Source organism: Klebsiella sp. 10-1, from assembly GCF_009758445.1.
GTDB classification, from domain to species: Bacteria; Pseudomonadota; Gammaproteobacteria; order Enterobacterales; family Enterobacteriaceae; genus Klebsiella; species Klebsiella scottii.
This window is the reverse complement of the sequence record NZ_WQRE01000001.1, coordinates 182975-200548: the sequence shown is the minus strand read 5'-3', so window position 1 is coordinate 200548 and position 17574 is coordinate 182975. Positions and strand designations below refer to the sequence as shown.

Genomic DNA, 17574 nt, shown 5'->3' with positions numbered 1-17574 from the left:
AGAAAAAGGTAGAATGAGAGGTGTTCTCATCCCGTCACCACGGGATGAGAACGGACTGGATTAACCGAGGATTTTTTCCAGTTCAACGCGAACTTCAGCCACGGCTTTGGTGCCGTCGACTTTGGCGTATTGGGTGTTGCCCGCCTGCGCTTCTTTCTGATAGTAGCCGATCAGCGGAGCCGTCATCTGATGGTATTCCACCAGACGTTTACGCACGGTCTCTTCCTGATCGTCTTTACGGGTGCTCAGCTCTTCGCCGGTCACGTCGTCTTTGCCTTCAACCTTCGGCGGGTTGAATTTGATGTGGTAAACGCGGCCGGAAGCGGCGTGTACGCGACGACCGATGATACGATCGACGATCAGTTCGTCCGGCACGTCAAACTCAAGAACGTAATCAACGACGATGCCCGCTTCTTTCATGGCGTCAGCCTGCGGAATGGTGCGCGGGAAGCCGTCCAGCAGGAAACCGTTGCGGCAATCTTCCTGAGTAATACGCTCTTTAACCAGCGCAATAACCAGCTCATCGGTCACCAGCTTGCCGGCGTCCATAATGTCTTTAGCTTGCTTACCCAGCTCAGAGCCAGATTTCACAGCCGCGCGCAGCATATCACCGGTAGAGATTTGCGGAATACCGTATTTCTCCATGATGAACTGAGCCTGAGTTCCTTTACCCGCGCCCGGAGCGCCAAGCAGAATAATACGCATTACGAAAATCCCCTCAAAAGTCGATTCTATTTTTCAAAAACGCTAAACCATACCACCAGAACGCAGATGGCTCAAGGAAGGCAGAGCGGCTGAAACGGTTAATGGTCAGTTTATTTTGGCTGAAGAGGGTATTTCAGAAGGTCTGGGGTAAATCCCCTCCCCCGTTTCGGGAGAGGAGATTAGGGGCAGGAATTACGATGCCAGCAGCTGGTTCATGCGACGGATAAACTGGTTAGGATCTTCCAGCGTACCGCGCTCGGCCAGCAGCGCCTGATCGAGCAGCAGCTCAACCCATTCGCCAAACTGAGCATCATCCAGGGTATCCGCAGCGCGTTTAACCAGCTGATGAGCCGGGTTCAGCTCAAAAATGTACTTCACTTCCGGCGCCGCCTGGCCCGCAGCGGCGAACAATTTCGCCATCTGGGTGCTCATTTCATCCGCATCGGTGGTGACGATGGCCGGCGTATCGGTCAGACGATGGGTCAGGCGGACCTCTTTCACCCGCTCGCCCAGCAGCGTTTTCACGCGGTCAACGAACGGCTCCAGCGCCTTTTCGGCCTCTTTGGTGCTTTCATCGACTTCATCCGCCAGCTTATCCAGCGACTCGTCGGTTTTGGCCACCGACTGGAACGCCTTGCCGTCGAACTCGGTCAGATAGCTCATCATCCACTCGTCGATGCGGTCAGAGAGCAGCAGCACTTCGATGCCTTTCTTACGCAGCAGCTCGAGGTGCGGGCTGCTCTTCGCGGCGGCATAGCTGTCGGCGGTGATGTAGTAAATCTTCTCCTGCCCTTCTTTCATACGGGAGACGTACTCTTCCAGCGACACGGTCTGCGCCGCGGAGTCGGTATGCGTACTGGCGAAGCGCAGCAGCTTAGCGATGGTCTGCTGGTTCGCGGCGTCTTCCGCCGGGCCCTCTTTCAGCGCCAGGCCGAACTGCTGCCAGAAGGTCTGATATTTTTCGCCATCGTCTTTCGCCAGTTTTTCCAGCATCTGCAGCACGCGCTTGCTCAGCGCGCTGCGCAGGTTGCGGGTGACGCTGCTGTCCTGCAGGATTTCGCGCGATACGTTCAGCGGCAGGTCGTTGGAATCAACGAGGCCGCGGACGAAGCGCAGATAGTTAGGCATGAACTGCTCGGCGTCGTCCATGATGAAGACGCGCTGAACGTACAGCTTCAGGCCATGTTTATGATCGCGGTTCCACATGTCCCACGGCGCCTGGGACGGGATGTACAGCAGGCTGGTGTACTCCTGCTTGCCTTCAACCCGGTTGTGGCTCCAGGTCAGCGGATCGCTATAGTCGTGGGCAATATGCTTATAGAATTCGTGGTATTCGTCGTCTTTAATTTCCGACTTATTGCGGGTCCACAGCGCCTGCGCCTTGTTGATTTTCTCCCAGGAGATAACGGTTTCGCCGTCAACTTCTTCCTGTTTTTCAATCTCTACCGGCAGCGCGATATGGTCAGAGTATTTGCTGATGATTGAGCGCACGCGCCAGTCGTTGAGGAAATCATCCTCGCCTTCGCGCAGATGCAGGGTAATCTCCGTCCCGCGATCGGCTTTGGTGATATCGGCAACGGTGTAATCGCCTTCGCCGGCAGACTCCCAGAACACGCCGTTGTCAGCGCTATCGCCCGCGGCGCGCGTCCGTACCGTCACCTTATCGGCAACGATAAACGCGGAGTAGAAGCCGACGCCAAACTGACCAATCAGCTGGCTATCTTTGGCCTGATCGGAGCCCATCGATTCGAGGAACGATTTGGTGCCGGATTTAGCAATCGTCCCAAGATGATCGATAACCTCGTCACGATTCATCCCGATGCCGTTATCGGCGATGGTCAGGGTGCGGTTGTCTTTGTTAAAAGAGACCCGCACGCGCAGCTCACCGTCGCCCTCGTACAGATCCGGCTGCGACAGCGCGCGAAAGCGCAGCTTGTCGGCCGCATCGGAGGCGTTGGAAATAAGCTCGCGCAGGAAGATTTCTTTATTGGAATAGAGAGAATGGATCATCAGGTGCAGAAGCTGTTTTACTTCTGACTGAAAACCGCGAGTTTCTTGTCCTTTCATCTAGCTTAACCTCAACAATGCCATGTTTAATGGTAAAAAAACCGTTGAGTGTGAGATGGGGACGACGGGAAAATTTTTCAAGCAACAGCCGCGAAAAATGCCCTGATACTCTAAATAATTCAGGCTGCAGGCGGCTCGCGCGCCCGCAGCCTGAATGTCGGGCTAAAGCCGAATCTTATGCCGCCCGGCGAGGGAGTGCGACAGCGTGGTGCCGTCAACCATTTCCAGCTCGCCGCCGACCGGCACGCCGTGGGCGATGCGGCTGGCTTCCACGCCGTACTGCGCGCAGAGTTCGGCAATGTAGTTCGCGGTCGCCTCGCCTTCCACCGTTGGGTTGGTGGCGAGGATCACTTCCTGCATCGATTCGTCACGCAGCCGCTGCTCCAGGCGATCAAGCCCGATGTCATCCGGTCCGATGCCGTCAAGCGGCGACAGGTGGCCCATCAGGACGAAGTAGCGGCCGGAAAATTGCCCGGTCTGCTCAATGGCGTAGATGTCCGCTGGACTCTCCACCACGCAGATCTGCCCGTTTTCCCGGCGGCGCGGATTGCTGCAAATATTGCACACCTCCTGCTCGGTGAAGGTGCGGCAATCGGCACAGTGGCCGATTTCCGACATGGCGCGCGTCAATGACTGCGCCAGACGCATCCCGCCGCTACGATCGCGCTGAAGTAGCGTAAACGCCATACGCTGCGCCGACTTCGGGCCAACGCCCGGCAGGCAGCGCAGTGCTTCCATAAGCTGAGTTAACAGCGGGCTGGTTTGCATCAGAACGGCATCTTAAAGCCAGGCGGCAGCTGCATACCGGAAGAGACGGAAGCCATCTTCTCTTTCTGGGTCTCTTCAATGCGGCGCGCCGCGTCGTTGAAGGCCGCAGCCACGAGGTCTTCCAGCATATCTTTGTCATCTTCCAGCAGGCTTGGGTCAATCTCCACGCGACGGCAGTTGTGCGCACCGTTGATGGTGACTTTAACCAGCCCTGCGCCGGATTCACCGGTCACTTCCAGCCTGGCAATTTCTTCCTGCATCTGCTGCATTTTGTCCTGCATCTGCTGGGCCTGCTTCATCAGGTTACCCAGGCCGCCTTTTCCACCAAACATAGGCTTCTCTCTCAGTAAGTCATCGTTAAGGATGATGATGGCAAGTCGAACTTGTCATCAAATGGGGCGAATACTCTCTTCATCCAGGTCTGCATCAAAGAACCGGCGCAGCGTCTGAATGTTGTTATCCGCAATAATCGCTTCACGCGCTTGCGCGAGCTTCTCTTCATAAATTGCCTGCCGCCACTCCAGCGGCGTGCGCATCGCAGGATTATCGTCTTCCACGATGGTCAGTTCAACCGGCGCGCCGTATAAAACACCGAGCGCTTCCGCCAGCTTTTGCTGCGAACCAGCGGAATTGAGATGCCGCTGGCTCGGACGCAGATGCAGGCAGATACGGTTACCGTCCTGCTCTTTCCACGCGTTAAGCGCCACCTGTTCAACCAGTTTCGGCACCGCAAGCTGATTAACCTCCGACGCCCAGCTATCGCGTTCGACCGCTTCAACGGCGAGTTTCGCCGCCAGCTCCGGGGTTTTTTCATGCTCCAGCGCTTTCTTCAGCGCCTTCGGCGTGGCGACTTCTTCTTTCACCGTTTCGACGACGTTCGTCGATTTCCAGCGATAGGCTTCTTTCTTCGCCGGGGCCTGCTCCAGCGCCGCTGCAGCAGGACGTGCCTGCACGCGCTCGGTAATCGAACTCAGACGCTCCAGCGCAGAGTTATTCACCGGCCGCGCGCGGGATGCGGCTGCCGGCTCACTCTTTTTTGGGCTGGGTGCTCCCTGATTACGCTGCAGCTGGCTCCGCGCCGCCAGTACCTGGCTGGTGTTCTGCGGCAAATTCTGCGGCGGCGGCTGAACCGGCGGCACCGCTGCGGCCTGGGCCGGAGCGGCGGCTATCGCCTGCACGGGCTGGACCTCCGGCTCGGGCAGCGGCTTACGCGGATGGAAAGCCAGCGCGCGCAGCAGGGTCATCTCGACGCCCATGCGCCTGTCCGGGGCATAGGGCAGCTCTTTACGACCAATCAGCAGCGTCTGATAGTATAGCTGTACATCGGCAGGCGGGACGGTGCGCGCAAGCTCGCGCATCCGCTGCTCTATCGCGGCCATATCGGCACCGAGCGCCGAGGGCGACAGCTGCACCATCGCTATACGGTGCAGCAGGCTCTGCATCTCGACCAGCAGCGCCTCCCACTCAACGCCGCGCGACGCGGCCTCGTTAACGCCGGCCATCACCCGCTCGCCGTCGGCCGCCACCAGCGCCTCAATTAAAGAGAGCGCCTGGTCGTCATCCAGAGTGCCAAGCATCGCGCTGACCGACTCCGTCGTCAGACGACCGTCGCCGCTGGCAATGGCCTGATCGGTCAGGCTCAGGGCATCACGCAGGCTACCGTCCGCCGCACGCGACAGCAGCTGCAGCGCGCGGGATTCAAAGGCAATCTGCTCTTCGCCGAGGATATGCTCAAGCTGATGGCGGATTTGCTCGACGTCCAGCGCCTTCAGATGGAACTGAAGGCAGCGCGACAGGATCGTCACCGGCAGCTTTTGCGGATCGGTGGTGGCCAGCAGGAATTTGACGTGCGCGGGCGGCTCCTCCAGCGTTTTTAACAACGCGTTGAAGCTGTGGCGCGACAGCATGTGGACTTCATCAATCAGGTAGACTTTGAAGCGGCCACGGGCCGGCGCGTACTGAACGTTGTCCAGTAGATCGCGGGTATCTTCGACTTTCGTCCGCGAGGCGGCATCGATCTCGATCAAATCGACAAAGCGCCCCTGCTCTATTTCACGGCAGTTGTCGCACACGCCGCACGGCGTTGCGGTAATGCCGGTTTCACAGTTCAACCCTTTTGCCAGCAGGCGCGCGATGGAGGTTTTACCTACCCCGCGGGTGCCGGAAAAGAGATAAGCGTGATGGATGCGCCCTAACGACAAGCCGTTCGCCAGTGCGGTCAGCACATGTTCCTGGCCGACGACGTCAGCAAAGGTTTGTGGGCGCCATTTACGGGCTAAGACCTGATAACTCATGGGCTGGCTCTGAAACGCTGGAAGGTGAAATCACGAAGGGGCCATGCTATCACAGCCCCGCCGGATCGGCGAGGCTATGTATCGGGAAATGCTTAGTGACCCGGGAACGGAACCAGGCTATAGCTGTTGATACCCAGCTTATCCAGACGCTGCTCGCCGCCCAGATCGAACAGGTTGATGACAAAAGCGGCATCCTGTACTTCGCCACCCAGACGACGGATCAGCTTCACGGTCGCATCGATGGTGCCGCCGGTCGCCAGCAGATCGTCAACCACCAGCACCTTATCGCCTTCTTTGATGGCGTCAACGTGGATTTCTAAGCTGTCGGTGCCGTACTCGAGCTCGTAGCTCTCCGAGATGGTTTCACGCGGCAACTTACCCGGTTTGCGCACCGGAACAAAGCCAACACCCAGCGCCAGCGCAACCGGTGCGCCAAACAGGAAACCGCGCGCTTCGGTACCCACCACCTTGGTGATGCCGGCATTTTTATAACGCTCGGTCAGCAGCTCGATGCTCAGGGCATAGGCCTGCGGGTCTTCCAGCAAGCTGGTGACATCACGGAAAAGAATACCCGGTTTCGGATAGTCCTGAATGCTTTGGATGCTGTTCTTCAGATATTCAAGCTGCTGTGCAGTTGCGGTCATAAGTTTATGCCTGATCAAAACGGTGTTACTCACGGACACGCCAAACGGGCCAAGGAAACATTTGATTAACCTTTGACCAGGCGTATCCGCGCTCGAAAACGCTCGAATTTACTGGCTGTCAGCGACAATTGCAACAGGCATTATGGTGCATCAGTGCTTTTGTTGCTTTGCATCAACCACCGGAATACGCCACATAAATAGCAGCAGGCAGGCCAGAATCACCAGCAGCATGATGCGTACCCACGTAAGCTTAACCAGCCACAGGGAAATGGCAAAGGTCAGTATAATCATCCCTATCGCCCGCGGCTTTGCGCCGGGCGGCATGGCGCGATACTGCTGCCAATGGCGCAAATAGCCGCCAAACCACGAGCGATACAGCAGCCAGCGGTGAAAACGCGGCGACGAGCGGGCAAAGCACCAGGCTGCCAGCAGAATAAACGGCGTCGTCGGCAATAAAGGCAGGACGACGCCGAGCGTTCCCAGAACTACGGCCAGCCAGCCAATGATGATTAAAATAATACGTGGCATAATGCGAATCGTTATCAAGCAGAGATGGCTACTGTAGCACAGTTGCTTATCAGGGTATGGAGGAGTTATTTGAAAACAACCCGGCTTTTACACTCGCTGGAAGAGCAACTGGCCCGGCTGGCCGAACAGGTCGCGCCGCTGGCCAACCATGCGACGCTGAGCGCCCGTTTCGATCGCCAGCTGTTCCGTACCCGCAGCACGCTGATGCAGGCCTACCTGGATGAAGCACAGGGTAATTTCGCCAAATTACAGCAGGCCGTCGCGCACCAGCAGCTGCCGCAGGTTGCCTGGCTGGCGGAACGCCTGACCGCGCAAATTGCCGCCATCAGCCGCGAGACGGCAACCTGGTCGCTGCGCAGCTGGGACAGCGCGTCATCGGGGCCTGGCCGCTGGCAGCGGCGTCGGCTGAAGCACCAGGAATATGAGCGCCGCCTGCTGGCCATGCGCAACGATCGCCAGCGGCAATGGCTGCAGGCGACGACGCTGGATGAACAGCAGCGCCTGGCAAAAGAGGTTGATGCCTATGCCGGACGGCTGGCCCGCTGCCGCGATGCGCTGGAAAAAATAGAAAGCGTGCTGGCACGCCTGACGCGCTAACAGAGGAATGAGAATGTCGTTAGAAAACGCCCCGGATGAAGTCAAACTGGCCGTTGATTTAATCATGCTGCTTGAAGAAAACCAGGTCTCAGCGCAAACCGTGCTCGGCGCGCTGGAAATCATTCGCCGTGATTATGAAAACAAGCTAAAGAACGCGCCGGGATCGGCGCAAAACGAGGAACGGTAGCGCGCTGCGGGGCGGCACATCGGCCGCCCCGACCGGCTGTCAGCCGAGCGCCGGGGAAGGATCGTCCCCTTTGACCTCACGCTTCAGCTCCGTCACTTCATCACCCTTTTCATTACGCAGATGAACTTCCAGCTGGTTGAAGGCGATGTTGATATTGTTCTCCCGGCACAGGCGATCGATGGTGCGGTTCAGCTCGTCCACCGTGTAGCTGCGATCGCGCAGTTCGCGAACGTAGAGACGCAGTTCGTGATCCAGCGTGCTGGCGCCAAAGGTCGTGAAGAATACCGACGGCGCAGGTTCAGGCATCACCTTCGGATGCTCATGCGCGGCCTGCAGCAGGACCTCCTTCACCTTATCCAGATCCGAGCCGTACGCCACGCCGAGGCGGATGACGACGCGGGTAACGGTGTCGGACAGCGACCAGTTGATCAAACGCTCCGTTACGAACGCTTTGTTCGGAATAATCACCTCTTTGCGGTCAAAGTCGGTAATCGTGGTCGCGCGGATGCGGATCTTGCTGACGGTGCCGGAGAAGGTCCCGATGGTGACCGTATCGCCGATGCGTACCGGGCGTTCAAACAGGATAATCAGGCCGGAAACGAAGTTACCGAAAATTTCCTGCAGGCCAAAGCCCAGACCCACCGACAGCGCGGCCGCCAGCCACTGCAGTTTGTCCCACGATACGCCCAGCGAGCCGAACACCGTCATCGCGCCAATCGCGATAATGGCGTAGTTCAGAATCGAGGTGATCGCATACGACGTCCCCTGGCGCATGTTGAGCCGTGAAAGGATCAGCACTTCCAGCAGACCCGGCAGGTTGCGGATTAGCGCCCAGGCCACCATCGAGGCAACTATCGCAAACAGCAGGCTACCCATCGTGACGCTTTTTACCACGTTGACGCCCGCTTCGGTGCCGTTGTAGTGCCACAGGGTGATGCTGTCGAGATAGGCAAATACGGTGATCAGATCCGACCAAATCGCCCAGAACAGGATGCCGAACAGCGCGATCATCACCAGCATGGTGATGCGCAGCGTTTGCTGGTTGACCTGCTCCAGCGCAATCGTCGGCTCCTCCTGCGGCTCAGCGCCCTCGGCGCCCTCTTTGACCAGGTGCTGGCGGCGAGCCAGCGCGCGACGCCAGGCGATACGGCGGGCCGCCACGCTCAGGCCGCGCAGAACGGTCTGATACAGCAGATTCCACAGCATCACCAGATAGACGGTTTCAATCCAGCGGCCGGCCAGGCGCAGCGTGGTATAGAAGTAGCCGGTCGCCGTGAGCGCCATCAGCGCAATGGGGACGATCGACAGCACGGTGACGGTCACCAGGCGCAGGCTGTGCGACTCCTTATCACGCCAGCTTTCGCGGCACATCGGCCACACCAGCACCGCGATAAGCAGCAGGTTCATAAAGATCACGAACTGCCCCAGCACATCGTCCATCAGATGCAGCGGAGAGAGTTCGGAGATAACCGACCACAAATTCAGCGGCAGCAGCGCCAGGCTGACGCGGACAATCTGCCGACGCCAGTGGCTGGTCAGCTGCGGCGGCATACTAAAGTGGCTCACCGCCACGCCGTCTTTTTCCAGTACCTTCCAGCACAGGCCAAACACCAGCCAGAACAGCGCCAGTTTCTTGCTGTACGCCCACAGCAGATCGCTGATATTGAGCTGCATCGTCAGCAGAATCAGGCCTACGGCCAGAATCAGCAAAACCACCGGCAGAGCTCTTATCAGATCGATCAAAATCGCTTTAGGCGTATGCAGCTGGGTATCGTTACGCAGCTGCCCGACCTGCGACGCCAGCTTTGCCTGGTAGCTGCGCAGCCACTGCAGGCGCCAGCGGATAAGGCCGGCAATCAGCAGCAGCGGCAGGCCGGCGAGGAACGCCACGAACACGGCGGGCCAGGCTTTTTCCCAGTTTACGGTGATTCTCATCGCCTTAAACTGCCCTTTCAGCGCTTCAGGGAAGGATTTTATCCACTCCCAGTCCATAGGCTTGTTGCTGTTAACCCAGAAAATTTGCTGCGTCAGGATGGCTTTCAGGGTGCTGGAGACGCTCATCAGCTGCTGCTGGTTAATCTGCAGGTTAATCGCCATCATCAGCTGATTACCCAGCTGTTTGTTGAACTGATCGAGCAGCTCGCGGCGCATATCCACGACGTCCAGCAGGGCGTCGTGCACTTCCGGATTCACGTCGCTGCTGTGCCCTTCCTCCAGTTTTGCGACGTAGGCATCGCTCTGGAACAGGGCGTCGCGCTGCTGGTTCACCTCAAATTGTTCGAGGCGCAGGTCGGCGATGCGGTTGGTCATATCCTCCAGCTCGTCGGCAGACGGCAGCGTCTGCTGCTGCTGGTAGAGGATACGCGACAGCAGCAGGCTGCCCTTCAGGACCGATATCTGTTCTTTAATATCGCGTTCCGACTGCAGCGCGCGATCGAGCCAGTTTTTGACCTTAATATTGCGCTGCACCAGCTGGTTGCCGTTTTCAGTCGCCGAAATCAGCCTCTGGCTAAGCTGGTGGTTAATCTCCAGTTCCTGCTGCACCAGCGGATTGGCCTGAATGCGCGCGGTTTCATCGGGAGTCACCGCTTCCTGCGCGGTTTTTTCCGTCAGCGTCAGCCGCTTGCTGTTAACGGCTTCCTGCAGCAGCTGCAGCTGATGCTCCAGGCGGTTGCTGTTGGCGCTGACGTAATCCCGCTGCTTCTGCAGCGTATCCTGCAGGACGGTATTACCTTCCAGGCTTTTACGCTGCTGATCGATCTGCGCGTTCAGCAGCGACTGCTGCGTCAGCAGGAGCCCCTGCTGAGTTGGCCGCAGGGTCTCTTCACTCACCGAGGTGCCGTTCAGGCGGTTACGGATCTGCTGCAGCTGCTGGGACGCCGTGTACATGGCGTTCTGCACGCGCTCCGGCTGCGTTTGCAAAGCAACCAGCTGGCTGTTGTACGTCGCCAGGTCGTTCTGGGCATTTTGCAATTCGTCGAGGGTCTGGGTGACGCGGGCTTCCAGCTGACGGAGCGACAGCGAGCCTAGCGTTTTACGCGTGGCCTCATCATCCGGCACATCGCCGAGCGCATTCAGGCCATCGACCGCCTGGCGCATTTTCGCCGGGGCCTGATCGACCTGCTGACGCAGCTGAGCCGCCTCCGACTTGATGCGCTCAATTTTATCGAGCGTTTCGAGAGTTTGCGTCAGGTCCTGCTGAACCAGCTTGTCCTGGGGGGTGAGTTCCTTCTGCTTATTCAGCGTATTGAGCTGGCTCTGCACTTCAGAGCGTTCGGGCAAATCAGCCGCAAAGGCCTGAGTCGCGCAAAGGCTGCCAACGAAAAACATCAGTACAATTACAAAAGCGGAAATGGCGTTTCGCCAACGAATAGTATGCAGCATAGTGTTAACATGAATGATTGCAAAAGCCGGAGAATACCGGGGGTCGTCGCAGCGCGCAGAATAGCACTTCTACCTGCGCGCGAATAGCGGCGGATCGCGGCATTTTTTCGCGCTGATCCAGCGCCGGAAATTTGGGCCAGGCGCTAAAGCGCGGCCTCGGATGGAGCCCGCAGCGAAGGGCAAAACTGATACATTTCCAGAAGCGTCTCGACAAATTCGCGCGCGTCTTTTTGCAGATCGAAAGAATCCGGCGCAAACAGCCAGTTTTCCATCAGGCCGGAAAGATAGCTGCGCATTAAAATCGCCGCCCGCCGGGTTAATAAATTGGCCGGCAGCATCTTCGCCGCAATACATTCGTTGAGGGTGTGCTCAATGCGATCGTAGCTCTCGAGACAGAGGCTGCGCTGCGCTTCCTGGACCACCGCCATCTCGCCAACAAACTCACATTTATGGAAGATGATTTCCATCATCAGCCGCCGACGCTCTTCTGTCACCGTTGCTTCAAGAATATAGACTAAGATCTCACGGACAACTGACAGTGGATCGTTGGGGAATTTTGCCCGATACTCAACTTCGAGGTCACTAATACTGGCCTCCGAAAGCACCCATATTTCATTAAATAAATCTGATTTATTCTTGAAATGCCAGTAGATAGCCCCCCTCGTCACCCCTGCAGCTTTTGCAATTGCTGCCAACGAGGTAGATGATACGCCTTGCTGCGAAAACAAACGCAGAGCAACGTCCAGAATGTGTTGCCGGGTTTCAAGTGCCTGTTGTTTGGTTTTTCGTGCCATAGGTCGATGAGTTTACAGAGGTTACGTTTACATACATTTGTGAATGTATGTACCATAGCATGACCATAATAGAAACACAGTAGTGGGTTTGTGGTCGTTTGAGCCACTGAACAATTTGAAATTGGACACTCGAGGTTTACATATGAACAAAAACAGAGGGTTAACGCCTCTGGCGGTCGTTCTGATGCTCTCAGGCAGCTTAGCGCTAACAGGATGTGACGACAAACCGGCTCAACAAGGGGCCCAGCAAATGCCGGAAGTCGGCGTTGTGACGCTCAAATCCGCACCTCTACAAATCACCACCGAGCTGCCTGGCCGCACCAGTGCATACCGCGTTGCTGAAGTCCGCCCTCAGGTTAGTGGCATTATTCTGAAACGTAACTTCACTGAAGGTAGCGATATCCAGGCAGGCGTGTCCCTTTATCAGATCGATCCGGCAACCTATCAGGCCAGCTACGAAAGCGCGAAAGGCGACTTAGCCAAAGCGCAGGCGGCGGCAAACATCGCTCAGCTGACGGTCAAGCGCTACCAGAAACTGTTAGGCACCAAATACATCAGTCAACAAGACTACGACACCGCAGTTGCTGACGCTCAGCAGAACAACGCTGCCGTCGTGGCGGCAAAAGCTGCCGTGGAAACCGCGCGAATTAACCTCGCGTACACCAAAGTGACTTCGCCTATCAGCGGTCGTATTGGTAAATCAGCAGTGACGGAAGGTGCGCTGGTGCAGAATGCCCAGACCACCGCGCTGGCAACCGTTCAGCAGCTGGATCCGATCTATGTTGACGTTACCCAGTCGAGCAACGATTTCCTGCGTCTGAAACAGGAGCTGGCAAACGGTAAGCTGAAACAGGAAAACGGCAAAGCCAAGGTCGAGCTGGTCACCAGCGATGGTCTGAAGTATCCGCAGGGCGGGACGCTGGAGTTTTCCGACGTGACCGTTGATCAGACCACCGGTTCTATCACTTTGCGCGCTATCTTCCCGAACCCGGATAACTCCCTGCTGCCAGGTATGTTCGTCCGCGCGCGTCTGGAAGAAGGCACCAACCCTGACGCACTGCTGGTTCCACAGCAGGGTGTAACCCGCACTCCGCGCGGTGATGCCAGCGTAATGGTGGTGGGCGAAGGCGATAAAGTCGAAGTTCGTCAGGTCACTGCAACGCAGGCGATTGGCGATAAATGGCTGGTCACTACCGGGGTGAAATCGGGCGATCGCGTCATCGTCACCGGACTGCAAAAAGTAAAACCAGGCGTGCAGGTGAAAGCGCAGGAAGTAGCCTCTGACGACAAGCAGCAAGCTGCAAGCAACGCTCAGTCAGAGTAAACCAGGTCTTAACTTAAACAGGAGCCGTTAAGACATGCCTAATTTCTTTATCGATCGCCCAATATTCGCATGGGTGATCGCCATAATAATCATGCTAGCTGGGGGACTTGCGATCCTGAAGCTGCCTGTCGCGCAATATCCAACGATTGCGCCGCCGGCAGTGTCGATCTCCGCAACCTACCCTGGTGCTGATGCGAAAACGGTGCAGGATACCGTCACGCAGGTTATCGAACAGAACATGAACGGTATCGATAACCTGATGTACATGTCCTCCAACAGTGACTCAACCGGTACGGTACAGATCACCCTGACCTTCCAGTCCGGTACCGACGCGGATATCGCGCAGGTGCAGGTGCAGAACAAACTGCAGCTCGCTATGCCGCTGCTGCCGCAGGAAGTACAGCAACAGGGCGTGAGCGTGGAGAAATCCTCCAGCAGCTTCCTGATGGTTGTCGGCGTTATCAACACCAACGGCACCATGACGCAGGAGGATATTTCCGACTACGTTGGCGCCAACATGAAAGATGCGATTAGCCGTACGTCAGGCGTGGGCGACGTTCAGCTGTTTGGTTCCCAGTACGCGATGCGTATCTGGATGGATCCGAACAAACTGAACAACTTCCAGCTGACGCCGGTGGATGTCATTAGCGCCATTAAAGCGCAGAACGCCCAGGTTGCAGCCGGTCAGCTAGGCGGTACGCCGCCGGTGAAAGGCCAGCAGCTGAACGCCTCGATCATTGCGCAAACGCGTCTGAAATCTGCGGACGAATTTAGCAATATCCTGCTGAAAGTGAACCAGGACGGTTCGCAGGTTCGCCTGCGCGATGTGGCGAAAGTAGAGCTCGGTGGCGAAAACTACGACATCATCGCTAAGTTTAACAACCAGCCGGCTTCCGGTCTGGGCATCAAACTGGCGACCGGCGCTAACGCGCTGGATACCGCAAACGCCATTCGCGCTGAACTGGCGAAAATGGAGCCGTACTTCCCGTCGGGCCTGAAAATTGTTTACCCGTATGACACCACGCCGTTCGTGAAAATCTCAATTCATGAAGTGGTCAAAACGCTGGCTGAAGCAATTATCCTGGTCTTCCTGGTCATGTACCTGTTCCTGCAGAACTTCCGCGCCACGCTGATCCCAACCATCGCGGTTCCGGTGGTCCTGCTAGGGACATTCGCCATCCTTGCCATCTTTGGCTTCTCGATAAACACCTTAACCATGTTTGGTATGGTGCTGGCGATAGGCCTGTTGGTGGATGACGCCATCGTGGTGGTAGAAAACGTCGAGCGCGTCATGGCCGAGGAGGGGCTCCCGCCGAAGGAAGCAACCCGTAAATCAATGGGCCAGATTCAGGGCGCGCTGGTCGGTATCGCGATGGTGCTGTCGGCGGTATTCATCCCGATGGCCTTCTTCGGCGGCTCAACCGGGGCGATTTATCGTCAGTTCTCCATCACTATCGTTTCGGCGATGGCGCTGTCGGTACTGGTTGCGTTGATTCTGACTCCGGCGCTGTGCGCCACGATGCTGAAACCTATCGCTAAAGGCGGTCACGGCGAGCACAAAGGCTTCTTTGGCTGGTTTAACCGCATGTTCGATAAGAGCACCCACCACTACACCGATAGCGTAGGCAACATCCTGCGCAGTACCGGTCGTTATCTGGTGCTGTATCTGATCATCGTCGTCGGAATGGCATTCCTGTTCGTTCGTCTGCCGAGCTCGTTCCTGCCGGATGAAGACCAGGGCGTGTTCCTGAGCATGGCGCAGCTACCTGCTGGCGCCACCCAGGAACGCACGCAGAAAGTGCTGGATGAGATGACGGACTACTACCTCACGAAAGAGAAAGACAACGTCGAATCCGTGTTCGCCGTTAACGGCTTTGGCTTCGCGGGTCGTGGTCAGAACACCGGTATTGCGTTCGTTTCTCTGAAAGACTGGAGCGAACGTCCGGGCAGCGAGAACAAGGTTGAAGCGATTACCGGTCGTGCGATGGCGCGTTTCTCGCAGATTAAAGATGCGATGGTCTTCGCCTTTAACCTGCCGGCTATCGTTGAGCTGGGTACCGCAACCGGCTTTGACTTCCAGCTGATCGACCAGGGCGGCTTAGGTCATGAAAAACTGACCCAGGCGCGTAACCAGCTGTTTGGCGAAGTTGCGAAGCACCCTGACCTGCTGGTCGGCGTTCGTCCGAACGGCCTGGAAGATACTCCGCAGTTCAAGGTTGATATCGATCAGGAGAAAGCGCAGGCGCTGGGCGTATCCATCAGTGACATCAATACCACGCTGGGCGCAGCCTGGGGCGGTAGCTACGTCAACGACTTTATCGACCGCGGTCGCGTGAAGAAAGTATACGTCATGTCCGAAGCGAAATACCGCATGCTGCCAGAAGACATTGGCAACTGGTACGTTCGCGGTAGCGACGGCCAGATGGTACCGTTCTCGGCCTTCTCAACGTCGCACTGGGAGTACGGTTCACCGCGTCTGGAACGCTATAACGGCCTGCCGTCGATGGAAATCCTCGGTCAGGCGGCGCCGGGTAGAAGTACCGGTGAAGCCATGAACCTGATGGAAGAACTGGCGGGCAAGCTGCCGGCTGGCGTTGGCTATGACTGGACCGGTATGTCCTATCAGGAACGTCTGTCCGGTAACCAGGCTCCGGCACTGTATGCCATCTCGCTGATTGTGGTATTCCTGTGTCTGGCAGCGCTGTATGAAAGCTGGTCGATTCCGTTCTCGGTTATGCTGGTTGTGCCGCTCGGGGTCATCGGCGCGCTGTTGGCCGCAACCTTCCGCGGGCTGACTAACGACGTCTACTTCCAGGTAGGTCTGCTGACCACCATCGGCCTGTCGGCGAAGAACGCGATACTTATCGTAGAATTCGCCAAAGACCTGATGGATAAAGAAGGCAAAGGTCTGATTGAAGCGACGCTGGAGGCGGTACGTATGCGTCTGCGCCCAATCCTGATGACCTCACTGGCCTTTATCCTCGGGGTTATGCCGCTGGTTATCAGCTCTGGCGCAGGCTCCGGCGCGCAGAACGCCGTAGGTACCGGCGTAATGGGCGGGATGGTAACCGCGACGGTTCTGGCAATCTTCTTTGTGCCGGTATTCTTCGTGGTCGTGCGCCGCCGTTTCAGTAAAAAAACGGAAGATATTGAGCACAGTCATCCGACCGGGCATCATTAATCTCTGAACTCAGGGCCGCATTTGCGGCCCTTTTTTTATCGATGAAAACGCACACAATGTCATTGTTTAGCGGATGTTCTGATATATAATCAGCGTAGATGTAAGGTAGCCTATTTTTACCAGATTATTCTTCACGGTTTAACCCTTCGGCCTCACTCAGAATATTCTTAATACCTGTGTTATCCGTGGCTGCCGACAGGCGCATGACAAAATAACCGGCTAAACCAATGATCCATAAGGTGTGCTTTCCCATAGTCATCACCTTGATATGCTGCGGTATAATAGAGTCCGCTGCTTTAAGATAAATTAACGGTGATAATTGTAATTTTTCGTAATAGCACGGTGAAATCTGTTTAAGAGTGGATTATAGTTAAATCAACAGGATTACAATGTATGTGCCAGGTCTGTTAGTCGTGTTCATCCCACAACGGTGCTTGTTAGTCGTCGTTTAAACCACTCAAAAGGGGATGTGTTATGGACGAATACTCGCCAAAAAGACATGATATCGCACAGCTTCGATTTCTCTGCGAAACCCTGTATCATGATTGCCTTGCAAACCTGGAAGAAAGCAACCACGGGTGGGTTAATGACCCAACGTCGGCTGTCAATCTTCAGCTTAATGAACTGATCGATCACATTGCTACCTTCGCGCTTAATTATAAAATTAAGTACGCTGAGGATAATAAACTGATTGCTCAGCTCGATGAATACCTTGATGACACTTTCATGTTGTTTAGCAGCTACGGCATTAACAGCGTAGACCTGCAGAAATGGCGTAAATCGGGAAATCGGTTATTCCGTTGTTTTGTTAACGCCAGCCGGGAAAATCCGGCAAGTCTTTCTTGTTAGTATTATTACAATTTAAAGGTGAATTTATGTCTGGTGAACCATTAACCAAAACAGACTATTTGATGCGCTTACGCCGCTGTCAGACAATTGATACGCTGGAACGCGTAATTGAAAAAAATAAATACGAACTTCCGGACAACGAACTGGCTGTATTTTACTCAGCGGCCGATCACCGTCTTGCCGAATTGACCATGAATAAGCTATACGACAAAATCCCTACTTCGGTATGGAAATTCATTCGCTAACTCATTT

The 17574-nt window shown here is 56.2% G+C and carries 16 protein-coding genes and 1 other annotated feature; of the genes, 6 read left to right on the top strand and 10 right to left on the bottom strand.

Translation table 11 applies throughout. From position 1 onward, the window contains the following. Nucleotides 1-60: 60 nt before the first annotated feature. The 7 genes from adk to GO007_RS00910 form a co-directional block, all read right to left on the bottom strand. Nucleotides 61-705: an adenylate kinase gene (adk, locus tag GO007_RS00940; protein WP_095094501.1), complete on the bottom strand. Its 645-nt coding sequence runs from the start codon at nucleotides 703-705 to the stop codon at nucleotides 61-63. A 192-nt stretch (nucleotides 706-897) separates the two neighbouring features. Next, nucleotides 898-2772 (bottom strand): molecular chaperone HtpG, encoded by a 1875-nt coding sequence (htpG, locus tag GO007_RS00935; protein WP_095094499.1) that lies wholly within the window; start codon nucleotides 2770-2772, stop codon nucleotides 898-900. A 162-nt stretch (nucleotides 2773-2934) separates the two neighbouring features. Continuing rightward, on the bottom strand, nucleotides 2935-3540 hold the full coding sequence (gene recR, locus GO007_RS00930; RefSeq protein WP_041144365.1) for a recombination mediator RecR: 606 nt from the start codon (nucleotides 3538-3540) through the stop codon (nucleotides 2935-2937). Next, nucleotides 3540-3872, bottom strand: coding sequence for a YbaB/EbfC family nucleoid-associated protein (locus GO007_RS00925; RefSeq protein ID WP_041144364.1), 333 nt, complete (start codon nucleotides 3870-3872; stop codon nucleotides 3540-3542). The genes recR and GO007_RS00925 overlap by 1 nt, the downstream gene beginning before the upstream one ends. 57 nt (nucleotides 3873-3929) lie before the next feature. Beyond that, nucleotides 3930-5834, bottom strand: a complete 1905-nt coding sequence (dnaX, locus tag GO007_RS00920) for a DNA polymerase III subunit gamma/tau (RefSeq protein WP_095094497.1) — start codon at nucleotides 5832-5834, stop codon at nucleotides 3930-3932. Continuing rightward, nucleotides 4533-4597: a sequence feature (DnaX frameshifting element), on the bottom strand. (Overlaps the previous gene by 65 nt.) A gap of 92 nt (nucleotides 5835-5926) precedes the next feature. Next, nucleotides 5927-6478 carry an adenine phosphoribosyltransferase gene (apt, locus tag GO007_RS00915; RefSeq protein ID WP_095094496.1) on the bottom strand — a complete coding sequence of 184 codons (552 nt, stop codon included), beginning with the start codon at nucleotides 6476-6478 and terminating at the stop codon, nucleotides 5927-5929. Between the two features lie 150 nt (nucleotides 6479-6628). Beyond that, nucleotides 6629-7006 carry a DUF454 family protein gene (locus GO007_RS00910; protein ID WP_095097930.1) on the bottom strand — a complete coding sequence of 126 codons (378 nt, stop codon included), beginning with the start codon at nucleotides 7004-7006 and terminating at the stop codon, nucleotides 6629-6631. 69 nt (nucleotides 7007-7075) lie between these two features. On the opposite strand from GO007_RS00910, the gene priC reads away from it, so the two are divergent. Together priC and rsmS are read left to right on the top strand one after the other, a co-directional pair. Then, complete coding sequence (gene priC, locus GO007_RS00905; RefSeq protein ID WP_095094494.1) at nucleotides 7076-7603, top strand: primosomal replication protein N''; 528 nt, start codon at nucleotides 7076-7078, stop codon at nucleotides 7601-7603. 13 nt (nucleotides 7604-7616) lie between these two features. Continuing rightward, nucleotides 7617-7790, top strand: coding sequence for a pleiotropic regulatory protein RsmS (rsmS, locus tag GO007_RS00900; RefSeq protein ID WP_095094492.1), 174 nt, complete (start codon nucleotides 7617-7619; stop codon nucleotides 7788-7790). Between the two features lie 39 nt (nucleotides 7791-7829). On the opposite strand, the gene mscK is transcribed toward rsmS, so the two are convergent. After that, complete coding sequence (gene mscK, locus GO007_RS00895; protein WP_095094490.1) at nucleotides 7830-11174, bottom strand: mechanosensitive channel MscK; 3345 nt, start codon at nucleotides 11172-11174, stop codon at nucleotides 7830-7832. 143 nt (nucleotides 11175-11317) lie between these two features. Continuing rightward, nucleotides 11318-11968 (bottom strand): multidrug efflux transporter transcriptional repressor AcrR, encoded by a 651-nt coding sequence (gene acrR, locus GO007_RS00890; protein ID WP_095094488.1) that lies wholly within the window; start codon nucleotides 11966-11968, stop codon nucleotides 11318-11320. Between the two features lie 142 nt (nucleotides 11969-12110). On the opposite strand from acrR, the gene acrA reads away from it, so the two are divergent. Continuing rightward, the gene (gene acrA / locus GO007_RS00885) at nucleotides 12111-13292 is read left to right on the top strand and encodes a multidrug efflux RND transporter periplasmic adaptor subunit AcrA (RefSeq protein WP_095094486.1); all 1182 of its coding nucleotides are present in this window, start codon (nucleotides 12111-12113) and stop codon (nucleotides 13290-13292) included. Nucleotides 13293-13326: 34 nt separating this feature from the next. Then, entirely contained in the window at nucleotides 13327-16473 is a 3147-nt protein-coding gene (gene acrB, locus GO007_RS00880) for a multidrug efflux RND transporter permease subunit AcrB (RefSeq protein ID WP_095094484.1), read from the top strand. A 124-nt stretch (nucleotides 16474-16597) separates the two neighbouring features. Here acrB and GO007_RS29370 read toward each other — a convergent pair whose 3' ends face one another. After that, the gene (locus GO007_RS29370; protein WP_255430867.1) at nucleotides 16598-16726 is read right to left on the bottom strand and encodes a hypothetical protein; all 129 of its coding nucleotides are present in this window, start codon (nucleotides 16724-16726) and stop codon (nucleotides 16598-16600) included. Nucleotides 16727-16947: 221 nt separating this feature from the next. Here GO007_RS29370 and tomB point away from each other — a divergent pair, with 221 nt between their 5' ends. Beyond that, nucleotides 16948-17322, top strand: coding sequence for an Hha toxicity modulator TomB (gene tomB / locus GO007_RS00875; protein ID WP_041144356.1), 375 nt, complete (start codon nucleotides 16948-16950; stop codon nucleotides 17320-17322). Nucleotides 17323-17348: 26 nt separating this feature from the next. Then, nucleotides 17349-17567 carry an HHA domain-containing protein gene (locus tag GO007_RS00870; protein WP_041144355.1) on the top strand — a complete coding sequence of 73 codons (219 nt, stop codon included), beginning with the start codon at nucleotides 17349-17351 and terminating at the stop codon, nucleotides 17565-17567. Nucleotides 17568-17574: the final 7 nt, after the last annotated feature.